This window comes from Burkholderia sp. PR2, from assembly GCF_052372875.1.
GTDB lineage: Bacteria > Pseudomonadota > Gammaproteobacteria > Burkholderiales > Burkholderiaceae > Burkholderia > Burkholderia diffusa.
Map to the genome: position 1 here is coordinate 2,865,018 of NZ_JBQRWH010000004.1, position 22,794 is coordinate 2,887,811.

Sequence of the window (22,794 nt, forward strand, 5' to 3'; positions counted from 1 at the left end):
TTCCAGACATGACGCACAATCATCCCGCCCCCCTGCTCGTCGAACTGCTGACCGAAGAGCTGCCGCCGAAGGCCCTCGCGCGCCTCGGCGACGCATTCGCCGAAGGTCTTGCGCAACGCCTCGCGGCGCGCGACCTCATCGAAGGCGAACTCGTATTCGAACGCTACGCCACACCGCGCCGCCTCGCGGTCGTCGTGCAGAACGTGCGCGCCGTCGCGCCTGAAAAGCAGGTCCGCGAAAAGGTCCTGCCCGTGTCGGTCGCGCTCGACGCCGAAGGAAAGCCGACCGCCCCGCTCGCGAAGAAGCTCGCGGCGCTCGGCCATCCGAACCTGTCGATCGCCGATCTCGAGCGCGCGCAGGACGGCAAGGCCGAAGCATTCTTCGTCAACTACTCGGCCGCCGGCGCGACGCTCGCCGACGGGCTGCAGGCCGCGCTCGACGAAACGCTCGAGAAGCTGCCGATCCCGAAGGTCATGACCTATCAGCGTCCGGACGGCTCCGACGTGAAGTTCGTGCGCCCGGTGCACCGCCTGACCGTCCTGCACGACGATCGGATCGTGCCCGTTACCGCGTTCGGCGTCGACGCCGGCGACACCACGCTCGGCCACCGCTTCCTGTCCGACGGCCTCGTCGCGATCCAGCATGCGCGCGCCTACGCCGACACGCTGCGCGACAAGGGCCGCGTGATCGCGCACTTCGCCGATCGCCGCGAAACGATCCGCACGCAGCTGAACGAGCACGCGAACGGCGACACCGTCGTGATGCCCGAATCGCTGCTCGACGAAGTGACGTCGCTGGTCGAATGGCCGGTCGTGTACCCGTGCCGCTTCGAGGACGAATTCCTGCAGGTTCCGCAGGAATGCCTGATCCTCACGATGCAGACGAACCAGAAGTATTTCGCGCTGACCGACATCGCCGGCAAGCTGCGCTCGCGCTTCCTGATCGTGTCGAACATCGAGACGACCACGCCGGGCGAGATCGTCGAAGGCAACGAGCGCGTCGTGCGCCCGCGCCTCGCCGACGCGAAATTCTTCTTCGAGCAGGACAAGAAGAAGCCGCTCGCCGAGCGCGTGCCGCTGCTCGCGAACGTCGTCTATCACAACAAGCTCGGTTCGGCGCTCGCGCGCGTCGAGCGCCTCGAAGTGCTGGCCGGCGAGATCGCGCCCGCGATCGGTGCCGACGCCACGCACGCGAAGCGCGCCGCGCGCCTCGCGAAGGCCGACCTGCTGACCGACATGGTCGGCGAGTTCCCGGAACTGCAGGGCACGATGGGCACGTACTACGCGCGCCACGACGGCGAAGCCGACGACGTCGCGCTCGCCTGCGCCGAGCACTACCAGCCGCGCTTCTCCGGCGACGCGCTGCCGACCACGCCGGTGTCCACCGCCGTCGCGCTGGCCGACAAGCTCGAGACGATCGTCGGCATCTGGGGCATCGGCCTCGCGCCGACCGGCGAGAAGGATCCGTTCGCGCTGCGCCGTCACGCGCTCGGCGTGCTGCGCCTGCTGGTCGAGAAGCAACTGCCGCTCGATCTCGTCTCGCTGCTGCGCACGGCGCACGCACGCTTCGAAGGCGTGCCGGGCGTCGCCGAATCGACCGATGCGATCTTCGCGTTCTTCATGGACCGGCTGCGCGGCCTGCTGCGCGAACGCGGCTACTCGGCAGGCGAAGTCGACGCGGTGCTGAGCCTGAACCCGACGCGCGTCGACGATCTCGTCGCACGCCTCGACGCGGTGCGCGAATTCACGCGCCTCGCGGAAGCCGAAGCGCTCGCGGCCGCGAACAAGCGGATCTCGAACATCCTGAAGAAGTCGGAAGGCGGCGCGAACGGTGCGGTGCAGCCGACGCTGCTCGTCGAGGCCGCCGAAAAGGCGCTGCACGAACAGCTCGCGGCCGTGACGCCGCGCGTGCAGTCGCAGCTCGAGGCGCGTGAGTACACGGGCGCGCTGTCGGCGCTCGCGGCGCTGCGCGCGCCGGTCGACACGTTCTTCAACGACGTGATGGTCAACGCCGAGGATCCCGCGCTGCGCGCGAACCGTCTCGCGCTGCTGTCCGCGCTGCATCAGCAGATGAACTGCGTCGCCGACATCTCGAAGCTCGCCGCATAAGGGCCGAACGATGCCGACCAGCCCCAACCGCAAGCTCGTCGTCCTCGACCGGGACGGCGTGATCAACGTCGATTCGGACGCGTTCATCAAGACGCCCGACGAGTGGATCGCGCTGCCCGGCAGCCTCGAGGCGATCGCACGACTCAACCACGCAGGCTATCGCGTGGTCGTCGCGACCAACCAGTCCGGCATCGGCCGCGGGCTGTTCGACATGGCCGCGCTCAACGCGATGCACCTGAAGATGCATCGCGCGGCGGCCGCCGTCGGCGCGCGCATCGACGCGGTGTTCTTCTGCCCGCACGTGTCGGAAGACCACTGCGACTGCCGCAAGCCAAAGCCCGGCATGATGCAGATGATCGCGGAGCGCTTCGAGGTCGACCCCGGTCACACGCCGGCCGTCGGCGATTCCCTGCGCGACCTGCAGGCCGGCGTCGCGGTCGGCTTCAAGCCGCACCTCGTGCTGACCGGCAAGGGCAAGAAGACGCTCGCCGCGGGGAATCTGCCGGACGGCACGAAGGTCCACGACGACCTGCGCGCATTCGCGCTCGACTTCCTTTCACACGAACACGAGTGATGCGGCTGCCGCGCGCATCCTCCCTACTGTCAAACCCACGCCGATGCGCTTCGTCCGCTCCCTGCTGCTGCTGATCTACTTCATCGTATACACGGTGCCTTACGCCACCGCGTGCTTCATCGCGTTCCCGTTCATGCGTCCCGACGCGCGCTACTGGATGGCGGCCGGCTGGTGCAAATCGACGCTGTGGGTCGTGCGCTGGCTGAACGGCATCCGCTACCGGATCGAAGGGATGGAAAACCTGCCCGACGGCCCGGCCGTGCTGCTGTCGAAGCACCAGTCCGCGTGGGAGACGCTCGCGTTTCCGGCGCTGATGCCGAAGCCGCTCTGCTATGTGTTCAAGCGCGAACTGCTGTACGTGCCGTTCTTCGGCTGGGCGCTCGGGCTGCTGCATATGGTCAACATCAACCGCAAGGAAGGCAAGAACGCGTTCACGTCGGTGATCCGCCAGGGCAAGAAGCGCCTGTCGGAAGGCGCCTGGATGATCATGTTCCCGGAAGGCACGCGCACGCCGGTCGGCAAGCAGGGCAAGTACAAGACGGGCGGCGCGCGCTTCGCGATCGAAACCGGCACGCCGGTCGTGCCGATCGCGCACAATGCAGGTCGCGTGTGGCCGCGCAATTCGTTCACGAAATTCCCGGGCGTCGTCACCGTGTCGATCGGCAAGCCGATTCCCGTCGACGGCAAGACGCCCGACGTATTGAACTCGCAGGTCGAAGCATGGATCGAAGCGGAAATGCGCCGCATCGATCCCGAAGCCTATCGCCAGTCGGGCAGTGCCGGCGCGCGCGATGCCGCGCGCGTCTGAATCACCCGGATTGCAGCCGTTGCGAACGACGAAACGAAGCGAACTGATGAAAAAGCGTCCGCGGCCACGGCCTGCCGTCGTGGCCCTCGATCATCGCCAGATGGACCTGCCGCTCTTCGACGGGCCGGCGGCCTCGCCGGCACCGTCGGCGCCCGCCGCACCACCCTCGTCGCCTGAAGCGGCTGCGGCTCCCGCGGTGCCCACGGCGCCGCTCGATCCGGGCCCCGCGCCCGATCGCTCCCGCGTCCGCACGTTCGCACTCGACAGCCGTGTGCTCGAATATCGGCTGAAACGCTCCGCGCGCCGCACGATCGGCTTCACGATCGACGGCAGCGGGCTGTCGATCACCGCGCCGCGCTGGGTCACGCTCGCCGACATCGAAGCCGCCATCGCCGAGAAGCAGCGCTGGATCTTCGCGAAGCTCGCGGAGTGGAAAACCCGCACCGAGCAGCGCGCGCTGCCGCAGATCGACTGGCGCGACGGCGCGCAACTCCCGTATCTCGGCAAGACGATCACGATCGCGCTCGGCGCCGGTGCGGCCGCATTCGATGCCGATGCGCAGCGGCTGTCGCTGCCGCTGCCCGCACAAGCCGACATGCAGCAGATCAAGGATCGCGTGCAGGGCTGGCTGCAGGGCGAAGCGAAGCGAATCTTCGGCGAGCGCCTCGTCGTCTATGCGGAAAAGCTCGGCGTCACGTATTCGATGTACGCGCTGTCGTCGGCCGCGACGCGCTGGGGCAGTTGCTCGAGCGACGGCAAGATCCGGCTGAACTGGCGGCTGATCCACTTCCCGATGTCGATCATCGACTACGTCGTCGCGCACGAGCTGTCGCACCTGCGCGAAATGAACCACAGCCCGGCCTTCTGGCACACCGTCGAATCGATCTTCCCGGAATTCCGCGAAGCGCGGCACACGCTCAAGCATCACCCGCCCGAGCTGCTGCCGTCGCTGTAACGCGATCGGCCGCACCGAAAATACGAACGGGCGATGCGGATCCCTCCGCATCGCCCGTTTTCCTTGCCCGCCACGCCCATCGTGCGTCGCGCGCCGCTCATCCCGCGCTCAGTGCGCCTTCTTCTGGATGAACTCGATCTTGTAGCCGTCCGGATCCTCGACGAATGCGATCACGGTCGTGCCGTGCTTCATCGGGCCCGCTTCGCGAGTCACCTTGCCGCCTTGCGCCTTGATCTTGTCGCAGGCCGCGTACGCGTCGTCGACTTCCACCGCCAGGTGGCCGAAGCCGTTGCCGAGATCGTAGGACGGCGTATCCCAGTTATGGGTCAGCTCGATCACGGTGCCCGTGCTTTCGGCCTCATAGCCGACGAACGCGAGCGTGAACTTGCCTTCCGGATAATCCTCGCGACGCAGCAGCTTCATGCCGAGCAATTCGGTGTAGAACTTGATCGAGCGGTCGAGATCGCCGACTCGCAGCATCGTATGCAGCAAACGCATGTGTTGTACTCCTGTGGGGACTTTCCAGAAGCGGAAATTCTACCGGAGTCGGGTGAATCCCGCCGCCGGCGGCCCCGTCCGCCCTCGGCCGATACCGGGCTTCCGGACGGCGAGCCCGATGCCGTGCGGCGGCAGTGATCACCGGATCCGACGGCCCCCGGCAAGTCCACCGATCGGGTAACATCCTCTCACCTCGCACCAAAAGCGGGCATGCCGTCCGCCGCTTGAACGCGACCACCCCCTCATTCAGCCACACAGCCTGCCGTGCGAAATCGCCGAATCGAGCGCGCCGGACGCGACATCCGTCCGCCGCTGCCCATGCCCGTGCCCCCTTCCCGCCGCATCGGCGAGGTCCGCCGATGACCGCGCTCGCCGGCACACACGCGCGCCGCGCGCTCGACACGCGCGCCATCGGTGTGATGCTGCTGCTGTGCGCGATCTGGGGCTTCCAGCAGGTCGCGATCAAGAGCACGAACGCTGCGATCCCGCCGATGTTCCAGGCCGGGCTGCGCTCGGTGATCGCCGCGCTCCTGCTGTGGGGCTGGGCCCGCTCGCGCGGCACGCCGCTGTTCCGCGCGGACGGCACACTCGGCGCGGGCATCGCGGCCGGTGCGCTGTTCGCCGGCGAGTTCGTCTGCGTTTTCCTGGGGCTGACGCTGACGAGCGCGTCGCACATGGCGATCTTCCTTTACACGGCACCGTGCTTCACGGCGCTCGGCCTGCACCTGTTCGCGCCGGGCGAGCGGCTGCAGCGCGTCCAGTGGGCCGGTGTCGGCCTCGCGTTCGCCGGCATCGCGCTCGCGTTCGCGGACGGCTTCCTCAAGCCGCGCGCGCCCGGCGCATCGGTGCTGGCAGGGCTGGCCGGTGACGCGCTCGGCATCCTCGGCGGCGCGATGTGGGCTGCCACGACGGTCGTCGTGCGCTCGACGTCGCTCGCGCGGACCAGCGCGAGCAAGACGCTGTTCTACCAGCTCACAGTGTCGGCCGTCGTGCTGATCGCGCTCGCCGCGCTGCTCGGCCAGACGTCGTTCGCTCAGGTCACGCCGATCGCGCTCGCAAGCCTCGCGTATCAGTCGGTGATCGTCGCGTTCGTCAGCTATCTGTCGTGGTTCTGGCTGCTGACGCGCTACAGCGCGTCGCGGCTGTCGGTGTTCACGTTCCTGTCGCCATTGTTCGGCGTCGCGTTCGGCGTGCTGCTGCTCGGCGAGTCGGTCGGCTGGCGCTTCATGTCCGCGGCCGCGCTGGTGCTGACCGGGATCGCGCTCGTCAACGCGCCGCCGCGCGGGCGCGCGTAACGCCGCCCGGCCGCGGTCCGGCCTCGACGCGAGCGGCACGGAAAAACAAAAAGGCTGCCCGTCAGGGCAGCCTCATGAATCTCGAGCCGGCGGGCACCACGCGCGTTGCCCGCATGATCCTGCTACTCCGCGGCCTTGCGCACCTTCGCAAGCGCCTGCGCGACGCCGACATATTCGGCCACGCTCACATCCTCCGCGCGTCGCGCGAGGTCGAAGCCGAGCCCGTCGAAATCGATCGTCTCGCGGTAGTCGCCGAGCGTGTTGCGCAGCATCTTCCGACGCTGCGAGAACGCAGCCGTGACCACTTCGCCGAGCAGCACGGGATCGACGTCCGGCAGTTCGTGCGGCTCGTACGGAATCATCCGGACGATCGCCGAATCGACCTTCGGCGGCGGCTGGAACGACTCCGGCGGCACGTCGAGCATCTTCTCCATCACGTAGCGGTACTGCAGCATCACCGACAGCCGCGAGAACGCCTTCGTGCCCGGCTCCGCGACCATCCGTTCGACGACCTCGTTCTGCAGCATGAAATGCTGGTCGATGACCACACCGGCAAACGTCATCAGGTGAAACAGCAGCGGGCTGGAAATGTTGTACGGCAGGTTGCCGACGATCCGCAGCGACGGCTTGTCACCGGGTGCCGCGAGCGAGCCGAAGTCGAACGCGAGCGCATCGCCCGCGTGCAGCTCCAGCAGCGCACCGAAGCGCTGCTGCAGACGACCGATCAGGTCGCGGTCGAGCTCGACCGCATGCAGCGGCGACTCGGGCGTCGCGAGACGCGCGATCAGGGGCTCGGTCAGCGCACCGAGGCCGGGGCCGATCTCGACCATTCGCTGGCCGCGCGCGGGACCGATCGTCGCGACGATCGAGTCGATCACGCCGTGATCGACGAGGAAGTTCTGCCCGAAGCGCTTGCGCGCGAAGTGGCCTTGGTGCTGTCTGCTGTTCGACATCGACTGAGAAAAACGAAAAATACGACGAATGAAGTGAGGCCTGGGGCCGTGCGCGTCAGGCCGCGCGGCGATGGCGCGCCATCGTGACGGCCGTGTCGAGCGCGGCGACCATGCTGCCCGGATCCGCGCGGCCCGTGCCGGCCAGATCCAGCGCGGTGCCGTGATCGACCGACGTGCGGATGATCGGCAGCCCGAGCGTGACGTTGATGCCCTCGCCGAAGGTCGCATACTTCAGCACGGGCAAGCCCTGATCGTGGAACATCGCGAGCACGCAATCGGCATCCTCGAGATGGCGCGGCTGGAACAGCGTGTCGGCCGGATACGGGCCGCGCGCGTCGATGCCCCGCGCTTGCGCGCGCGCGAGCGCCGGCGAGATCACGTCGATCTCCTCGCGCCCGAGATAGCCGTTCTCGCCCGCGTGCGGGTTCAGCCCCGTCACAAGGATGCGCGGCGCCGCGAGGCCGAAGTCGCGCCGCAGGTCGCGATCGACGATCGCCAGCGTCTCGACGAGCCCGTCGATCGTCAGCGCGGCCGACACGTCCTTCAGCGGCAGGTGCGTGGTCGCGAGCGCGACGCGCAGCGGCCGCTCGCCCGTGCCCGCCAGCATCATCACGACGCGTGGCGTGTGCGTGCGTTCCGCAAGGTATTCGGTATGGCCGGTAAACGGCACGCCGGCATCGTTGATCGTGCTCTTCTGCAGCGGCGCGGTGACGATCGCGTCGAACCGGCCCGCCATCGCGCCGTCGATCGCGGCATCGAGCAGCGCGAGCACGTAGCGGCCGTTGGCCGCATCGAGCTTGCCGGCCTGCGCGGGCACGGCGAGCGGATGATGCTCGACCGACACCGGACCGCCGCCGGCGAGCAGCGCACGGTCGGCATTGACCGCCGCCGCGCGCGCGTCGAGCAGCGCGGCATCGCCGAGCACGGTGAAATGCGCGCCCGGCCAGCGCCGCGCGGCATCCTGCAACGCCTGCACGGTCAGCTCCGGGCCGACACCCGCGGGTTCGCCGGTCGTGATCGCGATCTGCAGCGCGGATGCCGTCATGTGAAGCTCGCTCAGTTCGCCGGTCCGACGCCGCCGATCTTATACTGCACGTACGACGAATCGCGCAATTCGCGCAGCCAGTCGGCGTACGCCTGCTCGGCCTTGCGCTGGCCGATCGCCTGGCGCGCGATATCCATCTGCTGCTGCACCGAGCCTTCCGCCTCGCGGCGCCCGATCACCTGGATCAGGTGGTAGCCGTATTCGGTACGAATCGGCTGGCTGATCTGGCCGTCCTGCAGATTGTTCATCGCGCGCTCGAATTCCGGCACGGTCTCGCCCGGGCTGATCCAGCCGAGATCGCCGCCTTGCGACGCCGAACCGTCCTGCGAGTAAGTGCGTGCGAACTTCGCGAAATCGCCGCCCGCCTCGACCTGGCGGCGGATGTCCTGCAGCTGCTGGCGCGCCTGGCCTTCCGACTTGCCTTCGCCGACGCGCAACAGGATGTGGCGCACGTGCGTCTGGACGATCTTCGGTGCCGCGGCGGTCGCGCCCTGGCTCTGGCGGCGGTCGACGAGGCGCACGATCTCGAAGCCGTCCGGCACGCGGATCAGCGTCGGGTTGACCTGGCCCGGGCGCAGCTTCGATGCGGCTTCGACGACGTCGGCCGGCAGCGCGCCCGGCGCCTTGAAGCCGAGATCGCCGCCCTTCTTCGCGTCATTCGCTTCCGAATTGTTCTTCGCGAGCTTCTCGAAATCGGCGCCCGACGTGGCCTGCTGCAGCAGCGCCTCAGCCTTCTTCTGTGCGACTTCGATGTCGGCCTGCGGCGCGTTGGTCGGTGCCTTGATGAAGATGTGCTGGAAGCGCAGGTCCTGCTGCTGCGATGCGTTCGGCCCGCGCTGGCTCGCGATGTAGTTCGCGACCTCGGCGTCCGACACGGTGATCTTGCCGTCGACCTCGCGCTCGCGCAGCTTCGACAGCATCAGCTCGGTGCGGGCGTCGCTCGTGAACACGCTCCAGGGCACGCCTTGCGCCACGATCCGCGCGCGGTACTGCTCGAGCGTCATCCCGTTCGCCTGCGCAAGGCGCTGCAACGTGGACTGCACGGTCGCGTCGTCGATGCGGATCCCGTCGTCCTTGGCCTTCTGCACCTGGATGCGTTCGAGCACCATCTGGTTCAGCACCTGCGCGCGCAGCTGGTCGGCCGGCGGCACGGGCGCGTTCTGCTGCTGCAGCCGGCGCGAGATCAGGCCGACGCGCTGGTCGAGTTCGCGGCCCGTGATCACGTCGTTGTTGACGACCGCGACGACTTCGTCGGCGAGCTGCGCACCTTGCGAACCGAGCGCCTGCGCCGCGGCCGGCGCGGCGGCGAGCAGCGCGGCGGACGCGGCGAGGCTGGACACGACTGCCGCGAAACGAAGGGTTTTCTTCATTGCCACTGATACTCCATTGAAATCGTGCTGACCGGTGCAGACAAGCCGGCGTTACTCGTAGTTGCTGAAGCGGGACATCGGCGGCGGCGTGGACGGCAGCGGCGTGTAGCCCGGCACCCCGGCGCGGAATGCGGCCACGAGACCATTGTCGACGCTCGAGAGCCCCTTCAACGTCAGTTGCATCATGACTCGCGTCGACGAATTCTGCTGCCCCGATGTGTTCACGCCGTTTGCGTACCGCTGGACACCGACCCCGAGCGCCCAGCAATCCGCGTCGTATTGTAAGCCGAGCAGACCGTCGACGATCCGGTCGGCGGCCAGGTCGTAGTTGAAGCGGCCGATCGCATACAGACGTCGCGTGAGCGGCCATTGCGCGGACACCAGGAACTGGTTGATCGGCTGGTTGTCGAGCGTCGTGTTCGCGCGCGTATAGCGGTAGCCGACGTTGATCACGCGGCGCTCGCCCGGGCTGAAACCGAAACCGACGCTCGACTTCACGAGCTGGTTGTTGTTCTGGTTGTACTGGAACGCCGTCTCCGACATGAAGCCGGAGCCGAGTTTCAGCGCGGCGCCGACGATCAAGTCCGAGTGGCGCGCCAGCACGGCGCTCTGGCCGGAGTTCAGCGTGACGCGCTGGTCGGCGAAATAGTACTGCTGCGCGACCACGAAGCGCGCGCGTTCGTCACCGGTGCGCGGATCGATGAAGCGCGACGTCAGGCCGGCCGTGATCCGGTTCGCGTCCGCGATCCGGTCGTTGCCGACGAACGTGTTCGGCTGGTAGATCTCCGCGAGGCCGAAGTCCGATTCCGCCGTGTCGAACAGCGGCGCGTTCGACTGGTCGCGATACGGCGTGTACACGTAGTACAGGCGCGGCTCGAGGGTCTGGATGAAGTCCTGGCCGAACAGGCGCACCGAGCGGTCGAAGATCAGGCCCGTGTCGAAGCTCACGGTCGGGATCGACTCGGTGAAGCGCTTCGGGTTGTTCGGCGTGCTCGACGACAGGTAGTTCAGGTCGTACGACGCGAAGTGATATTGGACCTTCGGCACGACGAAGTAGCCGGGGCCGTACACGCCGTACGCGATGTACGGGTTGAAGACGATCCGGTCGCCTTCGGTCGCATCGGCGGTCGTGATGCGGAACCGCGAATAGTCGGCTTCCGCGCCGAAGTCGAAGCCGCCGACGTTGTACTTCGTGTACTTCACGTTCAACTGCGGTTCGCGGCTGTACGGCGCGATCGACGGCGGCAGCGTCTGCCAGTGCTGGTAGCGCGCGAGCACCGACCACGGGCCGTTGTTGTACGTGAGCCCGGCTTCCTGCTGGTACAGCGTCTGCGTCCCGTTGATGAACTGGTTCATCGACCCAAGGTCTTCGGGATACGTGTTGTCCGAGACCTTGTTGAAGTAGACGTAGCCGCCGAAACCGCCGCCGAAGTTCTGCTGGTGCTGCCAGTAGATCGCGTAGCGGTCGCGGTGAGCGAGCCGGTCATCCGGCAGGTAATTGGCCGTAAACGTGCCCGAATACGTCGGCGACAGATAGCGGAACGTCGCTTCGGTCTGCACGCCGCGCCGCGAAATGATGCGCGGCGTGAGCGTCAGGTCGCGGTTCGGCGCGATGTTGAAGTAGTACGGCAGCGTCAGCTCGAACCCGTTGTTCGAGTTCATCGAGAACGTCGGCGGCAAGAGGCCGCTGCGCCGCTCGCCCGACAGCGGGAACGTCATCCACGGGCTCGCGAAGATCGGCACGCCCTGGAAGAACAGCACGCCGTTGCGCGCGGTGCCTTCGTCGGCACCCGTGTCGAAGTCGAAACGGCTGCCCTTGATGTACCACGCAGGGTTCGTCGAGCACTGGCACGCGGTGTAGGTGCCGTTGACGAACACCGAGCGCTCGCTGTCGAGCAGGTCGACGCGCTCCGCGCTGCCGGACCCACCCGTCACGTTGAAGTGGTACTTCGGCGCCGTCATGAAGCCCTGGTTCGCCTCGACCTTCAGATGCGCCTCGGGGCCCGCGAACGACGTGCCGCCGTTGATCACCTTGACCTGGCCGTACGCATCGGCCATGTCGGTATCCTGATCGTAGTGGATCGCGTCGGCCTTCACGACCGCGTCGCCGCGGCGCAGCTCGGCCGAACCCTTCGCGGCGAGGTCCTGATCGGCCGTGCCGCTCGTATGGTCGGCAATCACGAAGGTGGCCGGCTTCGCGCCGTCCTTCAGCGGATGATCCTCGAGCTGCGGGGCGAGACGCAGGTCCCACGGCGAGTCGAGCGGCTGCGGCTGCGCGGCCGCACCCGACAGCTGCGCGTACGACACGGCCGGCACGAGGCCGGGCACGGCCAGGAGCGCGAGCGCGAGCCGCCTTTTGCGCGGCGCCCCGTCACCGGGGAAGACATTCGGGAATAGCGGTTTGGGCGGCATCTATCGTTTGGCGAATCGCCCCTTGTCAACCGCACCTGCACGGCACATTCGCGCACGGCGGGCCGCGCCGTCGCACCGCGACTGCGGCTGAGCGCAAACCGGGGAGGCGATCGGGCGGACGGCGCGACAGGCGGCGGGCCTGCACGGCGGAAGCTGACGCGGGGCGCGTCAAAAAAGTCGTGGGGTATTATATGGCAAGACGTTCCCCCCTCCGCCGAGTTTCATGACACCCCCATCCGCCGCATCCCAGCCCGACGCCCGTCTCGACGCCCTGACCGCGTGGCTGCGCCCGCTCGCCGAGCGCTTCGCCCTCGACCTGTCGACCCTCGCACCCGCGTCGTCGGACGCCAGTTTCCGCCGCTATTTCCGGCTCGCATCGGCCACGAGCCCCGGCGGCTCGCTGGTCGCGGTCGACGCGCCGCCGCCCGAGAAGTGTCGCGAATTCGTTCAGGTCGCGCAGTTGCTCGCCGCGGCCGGCGACCACGTGCCGGACGTGCTGGCCCACGATTTCGACGCGGGCTTCATGCTCGTGACCGACCTCGGCCGCACGGCGTACATCTCGGTGCTCGATCCGGCCGACCCGGTCGCGGCGCGCCCGCTGATGCGCGACGCGCTCGACGCACTGATCCGCTTCCAGCTGAGCTCGAAGCCCGACGTGCTGCCGCCGTTCGACGAGGCATTCCTGCGCCGCGAGATGGAGCTGCTGCCCGAATGGTTCGTCGGCCGGCACCTCGGCAAGCCCGTCACCGACGCGATGCGCGGCACGCTCGACCGCACCTTCGCGCTGCTGGTCGCGAGCGCCCATGCGCAGCCGCAGGGCTTCATGCTGCGCGATTTCATGCCGCGCAACCTGATGGTCTGCGAGCCGAACCCCGGCGTGCTCGACTTCCAGGACGCCGTGTACGGGCCGCTGACGTACGACGTCGTGTCGCTGCTGCGCGACGCGTTCATCAGCTGGGACGAGGAGTTCGAGCTCGACTGCTTCGCGTATTACTGGGAAAAGGCGAAGAAGGCCGGCCTGCCGGTCGATCCGGACTTCGGCGAGTTCTACCGCCAGCTCGAGTGGATGGGGCTGCAGCGCCACATCAAGATCCTCGGCCTGTTCGCACGGATCAACTACCGCGACGGCAAACCGCATTACCTGAACGACCTGCCGCGCTTCCTCGCGTATGCGCGCAAGGTCGCGCTGCGCTACCGCCCGCTCGTGCCGTTCGCGAAGCTGCTCGACGAGCTCGAGGGCAAGGGCGCGGCCGACGTCGGCTATACGTTCTGACCGCCCTCACATTCAGCCGAACATGAGCACTACCCTGACCACGGCGATGATCTTCGCCGCCGGACGCGGCGAACGGATGCGCCCGCTGACCGACACCCGCCCGAAGCCGCTGCTCGAAGTCGGCGGCAAGCCGCTGATCGTCTGGCAGATCGAGGCGCTCGCGCGCGCGGGCATCGAGACGATCGTGATCAACCACGCGTGGCTCGGCGAACAGCTTGAGGCAACGCTCGGCGACGGCTCGCGCTGGGGCGTGCGGCTCGCGTATTCGGCCGAAGGCGACGCGCTGGAAACCGCCGGCGGCATCGCGCAGGCGCTGCCGCTGCTCGAGCGCGACGGTCGGCCGACGGTGTTCGCGGCGGTCGCGGGCGACGTGTACTGCGCATTCGACTACCGGACGCTCGCCGCCCGCGCCGCGCGGATGGCCGCGCTCGACGCGCCCGCGATGCATCTCGTGATGGTGCCGAACCCGCCGTTCCATCCGGACGGCGATTTCGTGCTCCGCGACGACGGCCGGCTGGCACTCGCCGGCGCGCCGCGTGTCACGTTCGGCAGCATCGGCGTGTACGACACGCGGATGTTCCGCGACATCGTGCCCGGCACGCACCGGCCGCTGACGCCGTACTTCAAGGCGACCATCGAGGCCGGCCGCGCGAGCGGCGAATTGTATGAAGGTATCTGGGAGAACGTCGGCACGCCCGCGCAGCTCGGCGAACTGGATGCGCGGCTGCGTGCCGCCGCGGGCTGAGCTGATTCGCGGCTGACCGTCGGGCCACCCGGCGCGGCGGCCAAGGGCCCGAAAGGCCGATGACGGCCGGGTCGATCGCCGGCAGGCCGCGCCTGGATCAAACGCCGCGAACGCTGCGCCGCAGCGCCGGGCCGTGACGGCGCAACGCCGCCCGATGCCGAACGGCCGGCGAACCCACCGTTCCCGCGCCGCCCGGCGCAGCATCCACGCTCACGCGGCCTCGGCCGCTTCCCCGCCCGCCGCCGCGCGCTGCTGCTGCAGCGCCCACATCTGCGCATACAGCCCGTCCGCGCGCACGAGTTCGTCGTGCGTGCCGCGCTCGACGATCCGCCCGTGGTCCATCACGAGAATCTGCTGCGCATGCACGACCGTCGACAGCCGGTGCGCGATCACGAGCGTCGTGCGGTGCCGCGCGATCTGGTCGAGTTCGTGCTGGATCGCACGCTCCGAGCGCGAATCGAGCGCCGACGTCGCCTCGTCGAACAGCAGCACCGGCGGATTCTTCAGCAGCGTGCGCGCGATCGCGACGCGCTGCTTCTCGCCGCCCGACAGCTTGAGCCCGCGCTCGCCGACCGGCGTGTCATAGCCCTTCGGCAAGCTCTCGATGAAGTCGTGGATGTGCGCGGCGCGCGCGGCCGCGATCACTTCGTCGCGGGTCGCGGTCGGCCGGCCATAGGCGATGTTGTAGTAGATCGAGTCGTTGAACAGCACGGTGTCCTGCGGCACGATCCCGATCGATGCACGCAGCGAGTCCTGCGTGACGTCGCGAATGTCCTGGCCGTCGATCCGGATCGCACCGCCCGCCTGCCGGTCGAGATCGTAGAAGCGGAACAAGAGGCGCGACAGCGTCGACTTCCCGGAGCCGCTGTGGCCGACCACCGCGGTCGTCGTGCCCGCGTCGATCGTAAACGTCACGTCGTGCAGGATCTGCCGCGCCGGCTCGTATGCGAAGTTCACGTGCTCGAAACGCACCTGCGCGCCGGCCACCGCGAGCGGCCGCGCATCGGGCAGGTCGGCCACTTCCTTCGCGGCCGACAGCAGCCCGAACATGCGGTCCATGTCGGTGAGGCTCTGCTTCAGTTCGCGATAGACGACGCCGAGAAAGTTCAGCGGAATGTACAGCTGCAGCATGAACGTGTTGATCAGCACCAGATCGCCGAGCGTCAGCTTGCCCGCGAGCACGCCCTGCGTCGCGCGCCACAGGATGAACACGAGCCCCGTGCCGATGATCGCCTGCTGGCCGAAGTTCAGCACCGACAGCGAATTCTGCGAACGAATCGCGGCCTTGCGGTAGCGCTTCAGGTTCTCGTCGTAGCGCTGCGCTTCCCACTCCTCGTTGCCGAAATACTTCACCGTCTCGTAGTTGATCAGCGAATCGATCGCCCGCGAGTTGGCGCGCGAATCGAGTTCGTTCATCGTGCGGCGGAAATGCGTGCGCCAGTTGGTGACTTTCACCGTGAACACGATGTAGGTGACCAGCGCCGCGAACGTCACGTAGGCGTAATAGGCCTCGTACTTGACCACGAAGAAGCCGAGCACGAGCCCGACCTCGACGAGCGTCGGCAGGATGCTGTACAGCGAATACGAAATCAGCTGCTGGATGCCGCGCGTGCCGCGCTCGATGTCGCGCGACATGCCGCCCGTCTGGCGCTCGAGATGGAAGCGCAGCGACAGCCCGTGCAGATGCCGGAACACCTGCAGCGCGAGCTGGCGCACCGCGCTCTCGGTGACCTTCGAGAACAGGATCTCACGCAGCTCGGTGAACAGCGACGTCGACAGCCGCACGAGCGCATACGCGACGACCAGCAGCCCCACGCCGCCCGCGAGCACGATGCCGGCCGACTGTTCGGCGCGGCCGAGTGCGGTGATCTGCTGGACGTAGGACAGGTGGTCGACGATGCGCTTCATCACGACCGGCACGCCGAGGTTGGCGACCTTCGCACCGATCAGGCAGCCGAGCGCGAGCGCGACGCGCCATTTGTAGGTGGTCAGGTACGGCAGCAACGACCGGATGGTCTGCCAGTCGTTGCGGGGCCCGGTCGAAGCCGGCGCGGGCTCGCCGGAAGCAGGAAATCGGCGCATGGGGGGGAAGGATCGGCGGCGGCGCCAGGCGCGTGCATCGGCGGCCGGCTTGGTCACTTTCTCGTACAATTTGCGAACGTTGTATTGTCGCAGAAGCCGCTTCGCGCCGCTGCCGGCGCCCTCGCCGGCCGGCCTGCGCGCGGCGGCATGTTTATTACAGGATGAAAGCCCCCGCCATGACCGATTCGACCCTCGAACTCCCGCAAAAGCAACCCGCGCTGCGCGTCGTCCCGCAACCGCACGACGCGAACGTCCACGGCGACGTGTTCGGCGGCTGGATCATGTCGCAGGTCGACATCGCCGGCTCGATCCCCGCGAGCCAGCGCGCGAACGGTCGCGTCGCGACGGTCGCGGTCAACTCGTTCGTGTTCAAGCAGCCGGTGTTCGTCGGCGATCTGCTGAGCTTCTACGCGACCATCATGCGCACCGGCAACACGTCGATCACGGTCGACGTCGAGGTGTACGCGCAGCGCATGCGCCTGATGGGTGAAATCGTGAAGGTCACCGAAGCAACCCTCACCTACGTCGCGACCGGCACTGACCGCAAGCCGCGCCAACTGCCGCCGCTCTGACGGGCGAGTGCCGCGCGACGGCGCCCTCCACCGGCCCGCGGCCGCCTCAGTGCGTGGCCGTCAGCCCGAACTCCCGCATCGCGGGCAGGAAATCGTGGTTCAGCTTCGGCTTGCGCGACAGCTTCATCAGCACGTACCGCTGGAACGGCGCGAGCCGCTGCCACTGCGCGAGCGCGGGCGCCGGCAGCCCGGCCAGCGCGCTCTGCTGCACAAGCGCGTCCGGCACCGAATCGGTCGCGCGCCAGCTCGGCTGCTCGTCCGGCTGGAACCACGACGGTTCGAGGTCGGCGTGCGTGCGCAGCATTTCGAACAGCGCGTGATCGAAATTGGGCTCGATCGCGGTGTCGTCGTCGGCCGGAAAGCGCGCGAGCAGCTTGCGGTCCTCGAGCGGCAGCAGTTGCCACTGCTCCAGCGAAATCCGCAGACCGAAACGGTCGAGATTGAAACGCACGATCATCGGGATGTACGTCAGGTTTTCCGACGAATCGTGTTCGAAATTGAATAGCAGCGGAGCGTCGCTGAGTCCCATGGTCGTTACCTGAGTGGCGGATGCCGGCGCGGCCGGCCTGCCTGAGGTATTTTAGAACCTCTGCGCGCGACCGGCGGACACGATCGTCGCCGCCCTGCCTCGAATCAACGGGAGTGCTCGTGAATCCGACTGAAACAGAAGAACCTCGCGGCGCAATCGAGCTGTCCGTGCGCCGCACGCGCGGCGGCGCCGTCGAAACCGCGCACGACTACGTCGGCCAGGAATGGCCGGTCGCGCTGGTCTTCAACGGCATCTCGCACGCGGTGATGATGTGCACGCCGCGCGACCTCGAGGCGTTCGCGGTCGGCTTCGCGATCTCGGAAGGGATCGTCGAACGCGGCAGCGACATCAAGGACATCGAGGTGATCCTCCACGCCGACGCGTCGCTGCCGCACGCGGAGGTGCATCTGGAGGTCGTCCAGCAGGCGTTCGCCGCGCTGAAGGACCGCCGCCGCGCACTCGCGGGGCGCACCGGCTGCGGCGTGTGCGGGATCGAGAGCATCGACCTGCTCGATCTCGCGCCCGAACGGGTGCCCGATACCGGCTTTCTCGCGCGCCTCGCGCCCGACGCGCTCGCGCGCGCGGCCCACGCGCTGCCGGCGCACCAGGCGCTCACGAGACTCACCGGTGGCCTGCATGCGGCCGCGTGGTGCGACGCAACAGGCGCGATCCGGATGGCGTTCGAGGATGTCGGACGCCACAACGCGCTCGACAAGCTGATCGGCTCGCTCGTGCTGTCGCGCGCCGACGCGACCGACGGCTTCGTGTTCCTGTCGAGCCGCGCGAGCTACGAACTCGTGCGCAAGTCGGCGCGGGTCGGAATCCCGTTGGTCGCGACGATCTCCGCGCCGTCGTCGCTCGCGATCGAGATCGCGAAGGCGGCCGGCCTCCGGCTGCTCTGCTTCTGCCGTGAAACCGGCCACGTCGATTACGGCACGGCCTGATGCCGTCAGGCCGCGCCGTCAGTCGAACTGACGGAAATCCGGCTTGCGCTTCTCGAAGAACGCCGTCATCGCCTCGCGTGCCTCCGGCGCGCGCAGCATCGCGGAGAAATGGCCGGCCTCCTCGCTCATCCGCGCGGCAACGGCCACGCCTCCCGTCTCCTTCAACAGCGCCTTCGTCACGCGCAGCGACGACGCCGGCAGCGCCGCGAGTTTCGCGGCCTGCTTCGCCGCGAATGCGTCGAGCTCCGCGGCCGGCAGCACGCGATTGACGATGCCGATGCGGTGCGCTTCCAGCGCGTCGAAGGCTTCGCCGAGCAGCAGCTTTTCAGCGGCGACCTGATGGCCGGCCAGGCGCGGCAGCAGCACGCTCGACGCGGCTTCCGGGCACAGCCCGAGCTGCGCGAATGGCAGCGAGAACGCCGCGGTGTCGGCCGCGTAGACGAGATCGCAGTGCAGCAGCATCGTCACGCCGACGCCAACGGCGATGCCCGGCACCGCCGCGACGATCGGCTTGGTCGCGCTGCTGATCCGCGCGAGAAACTGGAATACCGACGCGTTTTCGTCCTTCGGCGGCGCCTTCAGGAAATCCTCGAGATCGTTCCCCGAGCTGAAGTTGCCATCGCTGCCGCGCAGCAGGATCACGCGGACCGCCTTGTCTTCCTGCGCGTCGGCGAGCGCATCGGCCATCGTCTGGTACATCGCCGCCGTCAGCGCGTTCTTCTTCGCCGGGCGCGCGATCGTGATCGTCATCACGCCGTCGGCGCGTTCCACTTGAATTTCGGCCACAACCGTCTCCTTTGACTTTCCTCTATCGGAATGAAAAAACGGTGCGCGAGCTCGTGGCCCGCGCACCGTCGTCGCTCTTGTCCCGCCCCGCTTACAGGCGTTCGATGATGCCCGCGGCGCCCATGCCGGTGCCGACGCACATCGTGACCATCCCGTACTTCAGGTTACGGCGACGCAGGCCGTGCACGACGGTCGCCGCGCGGATCGCGCCGGTCGCGCCGAGCGGGTGGCCGAGTGCGATCGCACCGCCCATCGGGTTGACCTTCGACGGGTCGAGGCCGAGATCGCGCATCACCGCCAGCGATTGCGCGGCGAACGCTTCATTCAGCTCGATCCAGTCGAGATCGTCCTGCTTCAGGCCGGCAGCCTTCAGCGCGGCCGGAATCGCTTCCTTCGGGCCGATGCCCATGATTTCCGGCGGCACGCCACGCACCGCGAAGCTCACGAAGCGCGCGAGCGGCGTCAGGTTGAATTCCTTGAGCACCTTCTCCGACACGACGAGCAGCGCACCCGCGCCATCCGACGTCTGCGAGCTGTTGCCGGCCGTGACCGAGCCCTTGTTCGCGAACACCGTGCGCAGCTTCGCGAGGCCTTCGATCGACGTATCCGCACGCGGACCTTCGTCGAGCTTGATCTCGCGCGTCTTCACGTCGACTTCGCCCGTCGCCAGGTTCGGGAAACGCTCGGTGATCGTGTACGCGGCGATTTCGTCGCCGAACTCGCCGGCCTGCTGGGCGGCGAGCGCCTTGCGGTGCGATTCGACCGAGAACGCGTCCTGGTCTTCGCGGCTCACCTTCCACTGCTCGGCGACGCGCTCGGCGGTCAGGCCCATCCCGTATGCAATGCCGAAATCCTCGCTGCGATCGAAGATGTGCGGCGACATCGACGGCTTGTTGCCCATCATCGGCACCATGCTCATCGATTCGCAGCCGCCCGCGAGCAGCGCGTCCGATTCGCCGACGCGGATGCGGTCCGCCGCCATCGCCAGCGCCGTGATGCCCGACGCGCAAAAGCGGTTGACCGTCACGCCGCCGACCGTCTGCGGCAGCCCCGCGAGCAGCGCGCCCATGCGGGCCACGTTCAGGCCCTGCTCGGCTTCCGGAATCGCGCAGCCGATGATCGCGTCCTCGATCACCTTCGTGTCGAGGCCGGGCACCTGCGCGACCGCCGACTTGATCGCGTGAACCAGCAGCTCGTCGGGGCGCGTGTTCTTGAAGACACCGCGCGGAGCCTTGCCGATCGGGGTGCGGCTTGCGGCGACGATGTATGCGTCTTGCAGTTGTTTGCTCATTTCAGACTCCTTGCCTTGTCGCTCGCTCAGTTACGCACCGGCTTGCCGGTCTGCAACATGCCCATGATCCGTTCCTGCGTCTTCTGCGTGCCGAGCAGCTCGACGAACGCGCGGCGCTCGAGTGCGAGCAGCCACTGCTCGTCGACGAGGCTGCCTGCTTCGACGTCCCCGCCACACACGGCTTCGGCGATACGGCTCGCGATCAGGTAGTCGTGGTCGCTGATGAAGCGGCCGTCACGCATGTTGACGAGCGATGCCTTGATCGTCGCGATCGCCGAGCGGCCTGCGACCGGCACGTCCTTCGCGCGCAGCGGCGCACGGTAGCCGACGGCTGCCAGCGCGCGTGCTTCCTTCTTCGCTGTGTCGAGCAGCTCGAACACGTTGAAGATGATCGTGTCGGACGGCTTCAGGTAGCCCATCGCGCGTGCATCGTGCGCCGACGACGAAACCTTGGCCATCGCCGCGTTCTCGAACGACTTCGTGACGAACTTCAGGATGTCGGTGGTCGCGTTCGCGGCCGTTGCCGCATCCGCCGCGCGCAGCGCCGCTTCCTTCAGGCCGCCGCCCGCCGGCACGAGGCCGACGCCCACTTCGACGAGACCGATGTAGCTCTCGACGTGCACGACGCGCTTCGCGCTGTGCAGCATCAGTTCGCACCCGCCGCCGAGCGCGATGCCCGACACGGCCGCAACGACCGGCACGTTCGCGTACTTCACGCGCAGCATGCCTTCCTGGAACTTCTTCACGAACGGCTCGATGCCCTTCGCGCCGCCCATCATGAACGCGGGCATCGCCTCCTCGAGGTTCGCACCGGCCGAGAACGGGCCACCCGGCGTGCCGAGCTTCAGCGACGTCGGCTGCCAGATCACCACGCCCTTGTAGTCCTTCTCCGCGAGCTCGATCGCCTGCACGAGGCCGTCGATCACGCTCGGCCCGATCGTGTTCATCTTCGACTTGAACGACACGATCACGACGTCGTCCTCGCCCGCACGGTCGTCGACCCATGCACGCACCGCGTCGGTTTCGAACAGCGTCTTGCCGTACGTCTTCGGATCGGCGCCGGCTTCGCCGACGAGCGGCGCGCGGAACACCTGCTTGCCGTAGACGGCGAGGTCGGAACGCGGCACGAAGCGCTTCGAAGCAGGCGCCCACGAGCCTTCGGCCGTGTGCACGCCGCCCTTCTCGGCAACCGCGCCTTCGAGCACCCACGACGGCAGCGGCACGTTCGCGAGTGCCTTGCCGGCCGCGATGTCTTCCTGCACCCACTCGGCAACCTGCTTCCAGCCGGCAGCCTGCCAGCCTTCGAACGGGCCTTCGTTCCAGCCGAAGCCCCAGCGGATCGCGAGGTCGACGTCACGCGCATTGTCGGCGATCGACTCCAGATGCACGCCGATGTAGTGGAACACGTCGCGGAAGATCGACCACAGGAACTGCGCGTGCGGATGGTCCGTCTCGCGCAGCAGCTTCAGGCGTTCCGCCGGCGGGCGCTTCAGGATGCGGCCGACGGTTTCGTCCGCCTTCGCACCCGAATCGACGTAAGTGCCCGTCTTCGCGTCGAGCACCTTGATCGCCTTGCCTTCCTTCTTGTAGAAGCCGCCGCCCGTCTTCTGGCCGAGCGCGCCCTGCTTCACCAGTTCGGCGAGCACGGCAGGCGTCTGGTAGACCGGGAAGAACGGATCGTCGGCGAGGTTGTCCTGCATCGTCTTGATCACGTGCGCCATCGTGTCGAGGCCGACCACGTCCGCCGTGCGGAACGTCGCCGACTTCGCGCGGCCGAGGCGGCTGCCCGTCAGGTCGTCGACTTCATCGAAGCGCAGGCCGAACTTCGCAGCCTCGGTGATCACCGCGAGGATCGAGAAGATGCCGACGCGGTTCGCGATGAAGTTCGGCGTGTCCTTCGCGCGCACGACGCCCTTGCCGACGATGCTCGTCAGGAAGGTTTCGAGCTGGTCGAGGATCTCCGGGCGCGTATGCGCGGTCGGGATCAGCTCGACGAGGTGCATGTAGCGCGGCGGGTTGAAGAAGTGCACGCCGCAAAAGCGCGATTTGAGCTCGTCCGAGAAACCTTCGGACAGCTTCGTGATCGACAGGCCCGACGTGTTGGTCGCGAAAATCGCATTCGGTGCGATGTGCGGCGCGACCTTCTTGTACAGGTCGTGCTTCCAGTCCATCCGCTCGGCGATCGCCTCGATCACGACGTCGCATTCGGCGAGCTTCGCGATGTCGTCTTCATAGTTCGCGGCTTCGAGATATTTCGCATCGTCCTTCACGCCGAACGGCGCGGGCGACAGCTTCTTCAGGTTCTCGATCGCCTTCAGCGCGATCGCGTTTTTCGGGCCTTCCTTGGCCGGCAGGTCGAACAGCAGCACCGGCACGCGCGCGTTGACGAGATGCGCGGCGATCTGCGCGCCCATCACGCCGGCGCCCAGCACGGCGACCTTGCGAATCAGGAAATTGCTCACGGGATGTCTCCGGATAGTGTCGTGCAGCGCGGGTTGTGAGGGCTGCACGGCGAATTGAGTACCAGGAACCGTTGCGTTCGGGCGGCGCTCGG

19 protein-coding genes are annotated in these 22,794 nt (G+C 67.7%); 9 read left to right on the top strand and 10 right to left on the bottom strand.

The features are described from left to right. The first annotated feature begins 8 nt into the window (after positions 1–8). From glyS to ACT2FV_RS30460, 4 genes are read left to right on the top strand one after another with little or no spacing between them, the layout of a single operon-like run. Positions 9–2,108: a glycine--tRNA ligase subunit beta gene (gene glyS / locus ACT2FV_RS30445; protein WP_444505325.1), complete on the top strand. Its 2,100-nt coding sequence runs from the start codon at positions 9–11 to the stop codon at positions 2,106–2,108. Positions 2,109–2,118: 10 nt separating this feature from the next. Further along, positions 2,119–2,682, top strand: a complete 564-nt coding sequence (gene gmhB, locus ACT2FV_RS30450; protein WP_059528142.1) for a D-glycero-beta-D-manno-heptose 1,7-bisphosphate 7-phosphatase — start codon at positions 2,119–2,121, stop codon at positions 2,680–2,682. Positions 2,683–2,725: 43 nt separating this feature from the next. Next, the gene (locus ACT2FV_RS30455) at positions 2,726–3,490 is read left to right on the top strand and encodes a lysophospholipid acyltransferase family protein (protein WP_124621319.1); all 765 of its coding nucleotides are present in this window, start codon (positions 2,726–2,728) and stop codon (positions 3,488–3,490) included. A gap of 46 nt (positions 3,491–3,536) precedes the next feature. Further along, a complete protein-coding gene (locus ACT2FV_RS30460; RefSeq protein WP_059607747.1) occupies positions 3,537–4,445 on the top strand; it encodes a M48 family metallopeptidase in 909 nt (302 codons plus the stop codon). 108 nt (positions 4,446–4,553) lie between these two features. Here ACT2FV_RS30460 and gloA read toward each other — a convergent pair whose 3' ends face one another. After that, positions 4,554–4,943 carry a lactoylglutathione lyase gene (gloA, locus tag ACT2FV_RS30465; RefSeq protein ID WP_011657880.1) on the bottom strand — a complete coding sequence of 130 codons (390 nt, stop codon included), beginning with the start codon at positions 4,941–4,943 and terminating at the stop codon, positions 4,554–4,556. A 359-nt stretch (positions 4,944–5,302) separates the two neighbouring features. Between gloA and ACT2FV_RS30470 the strand changes: the two genes are divergently transcribed. Beyond that, positions 5,303–6,238: a DMT family transporter gene (locus ACT2FV_RS30470; RefSeq protein ID WP_124900929.1), complete on the top strand. Its 936-nt coding sequence runs from the start codon at positions 5,303–5,305 to the stop codon at positions 6,236–6,238. A gap of 122 nt (positions 6,239–6,360) precedes the next feature. Here ACT2FV_RS30470 and rsmA read toward each other — a convergent pair whose 3' ends face one another. From rsmA to ACT2FV_RS30490, 4 genes are read right to left on the bottom strand one after another with little or no spacing between them, the layout of a single operon-like run. Continuing rightward, positions 6,361–7,191, bottom strand: a complete 831-nt coding sequence (gene rsmA, locus ACT2FV_RS30475) for a 16S rRNA (adenine(1518)-N(6)/adenine(1519)-N(6))-dimethyltransferase RsmA (RefSeq protein WP_059607632.1) — start codon at positions 7,189–7,191, stop codon at positions 6,361–6,363. 55 nt (positions 7,192–7,246) lie between these two features. Continuing rightward, entirely contained in the window at positions 7,247–8,236 is a 990-nt protein-coding gene (pdxA, locus tag ACT2FV_RS30480; protein WP_059607634.1) for a 4-hydroxythreonine-4-phosphate dehydrogenase PdxA, read from the bottom strand. A gap of 11 nt (positions 8,237–8,247) precedes the next feature. After that, positions 8,248–9,606 (bottom strand): peptidylprolyl isomerase, encoded by a 1,359-nt coding sequence (locus tag ACT2FV_RS30485; protein WP_444505326.1) that lies wholly within the window; start codon positions 9,604–9,606, stop codon positions 8,248–8,250. Between the two features lie 51 nt (positions 9,607–9,657). Then, complete coding sequence (locus ACT2FV_RS30490; RefSeq protein WP_151048848.1) at positions 9,658–12,018, bottom strand: LPS-assembly protein LptD; 2,361 nt, start codon at positions 12,016–12,018, stop codon at positions 9,658–9,660. Between the two features lie 223 nt (positions 12,019–12,241). Here ACT2FV_RS30490 and ACT2FV_RS30495 point away from each other — a divergent pair, with 223 nt between their 5' ends. Together ACT2FV_RS30495 and murU are read left to right on the top strand one after the other, a co-directional pair. After that, positions 12,242–13,291 (top strand): aminoglycoside phosphotransferase family protein, encoded by a 1,050-nt coding sequence (locus tag ACT2FV_RS30495; RefSeq protein ID WP_151048849.1) that lies wholly within the window; start codon positions 12,242–12,244, stop codon positions 13,289–13,291. Positions 13,292–13,313: 22 nt separating this feature from the next. After that, positions 13,314–14,036, top strand: a complete 723-nt coding sequence (gene murU / locus ACT2FV_RS30500) for an N-acetylmuramate alpha-1-phosphate uridylyltransferase MurU (protein WP_059701714.1) — start codon at positions 13,314–13,316, stop codon at positions 14,034–14,036. A gap of 210 nt (positions 14,037–14,246) precedes the next feature. On the opposite strand, the gene ACT2FV_RS30505 is transcribed toward murU, so the two are convergent. Then, on the bottom strand, positions 14,247–16,118 hold the full coding sequence (locus tag ACT2FV_RS30505) for an ABCB family ABC transporter ATP-binding protein/permease (protein ID WP_444505327.1): 1,872 nt from the start codon (positions 16,116–16,118) through the stop codon (positions 14,247–14,249). Between the two features lie 176 nt (positions 16,119–16,294). On the opposite strand from ACT2FV_RS30505, the gene ACT2FV_RS30510 reads away from it, so the two are divergent. Then, a complete protein-coding gene (locus ACT2FV_RS30510) occupies positions 16,295–16,690 on the top strand; it encodes an acyl-CoA thioesterase (RefSeq protein WP_059607646.1) in 396 nt (131 codons plus the stop codon). A 46-nt stretch (positions 16,691–16,736) separates the two neighbouring features. Here the strand turns inward: ACT2FV_RS30510 and ACT2FV_RS30515 are convergent, their stop codons facing one another. Continuing rightward, complete coding sequence (locus ACT2FV_RS30515; RefSeq protein WP_059528173.1) at positions 16,737–17,219, bottom strand: nitrate reductase associated protein; 483 nt, start codon at positions 17,217–17,219, stop codon at positions 16,737–16,739. A 113-nt stretch (positions 17,220–17,332) separates the two neighbouring features. On the opposite strand from ACT2FV_RS30515, the gene fdhD reads away from it, so the two are divergent. Beyond that, the gene (gene fdhD / locus ACT2FV_RS30520; RefSeq protein ID WP_444505328.1) at positions 17,333–18,163 is read left to right on the top strand and encodes a formate dehydrogenase accessory sulfurtransferase FdhD; all 831 of its coding nucleotides are present in this window, start codon (positions 17,333–17,335) and stop codon (positions 18,161–18,163) included. Positions 18,164–18,181: 18 nt separating this feature from the next. On the opposite strand, the gene ACT2FV_RS30525 is transcribed toward fdhD, so the two are convergent. The 3 genes from ACT2FV_RS30525 to ACT2FV_RS30535 all read right to left on the bottom strand — a co-directional run bounded on the left by ACT2FV_RS30525 (position 18,182) and on the right by ACT2FV_RS30535 (position 22,702). Continuing rightward, positions 18,182–18,949, bottom strand: a complete 768-nt coding sequence (locus ACT2FV_RS30525; RefSeq protein ID WP_059684354.1) for an enoyl-CoA hydratase — start codon at positions 18,947–18,949, stop codon at positions 18,182–18,184. A 91-nt stretch (positions 18,950–19,040) separates the two neighbouring features. Then, positions 19,041–20,240 (bottom strand): acetyl-CoA C-acyltransferase, encoded by a 1,200-nt coding sequence (locus tag ACT2FV_RS30530; RefSeq protein ID WP_059607650.1) that lies wholly within the window; start codon positions 20,238–20,240, stop codon positions 19,041–19,043. A 26-nt stretch (positions 20,241–20,266) separates the two neighbouring features. Continuing rightward, positions 20,267–22,702 (bottom strand): 3-hydroxyacyl-CoA dehydrogenase/enoyl-CoA hydratase family protein, encoded by a 2,436-nt coding sequence (locus ACT2FV_RS30535; protein ID WP_124900921.1) that lies wholly within the window; start codon positions 22,700–22,702, stop codon positions 20,267–20,269. Positions 22,703–22,794 lie beyond the last annotated feature (92 nt).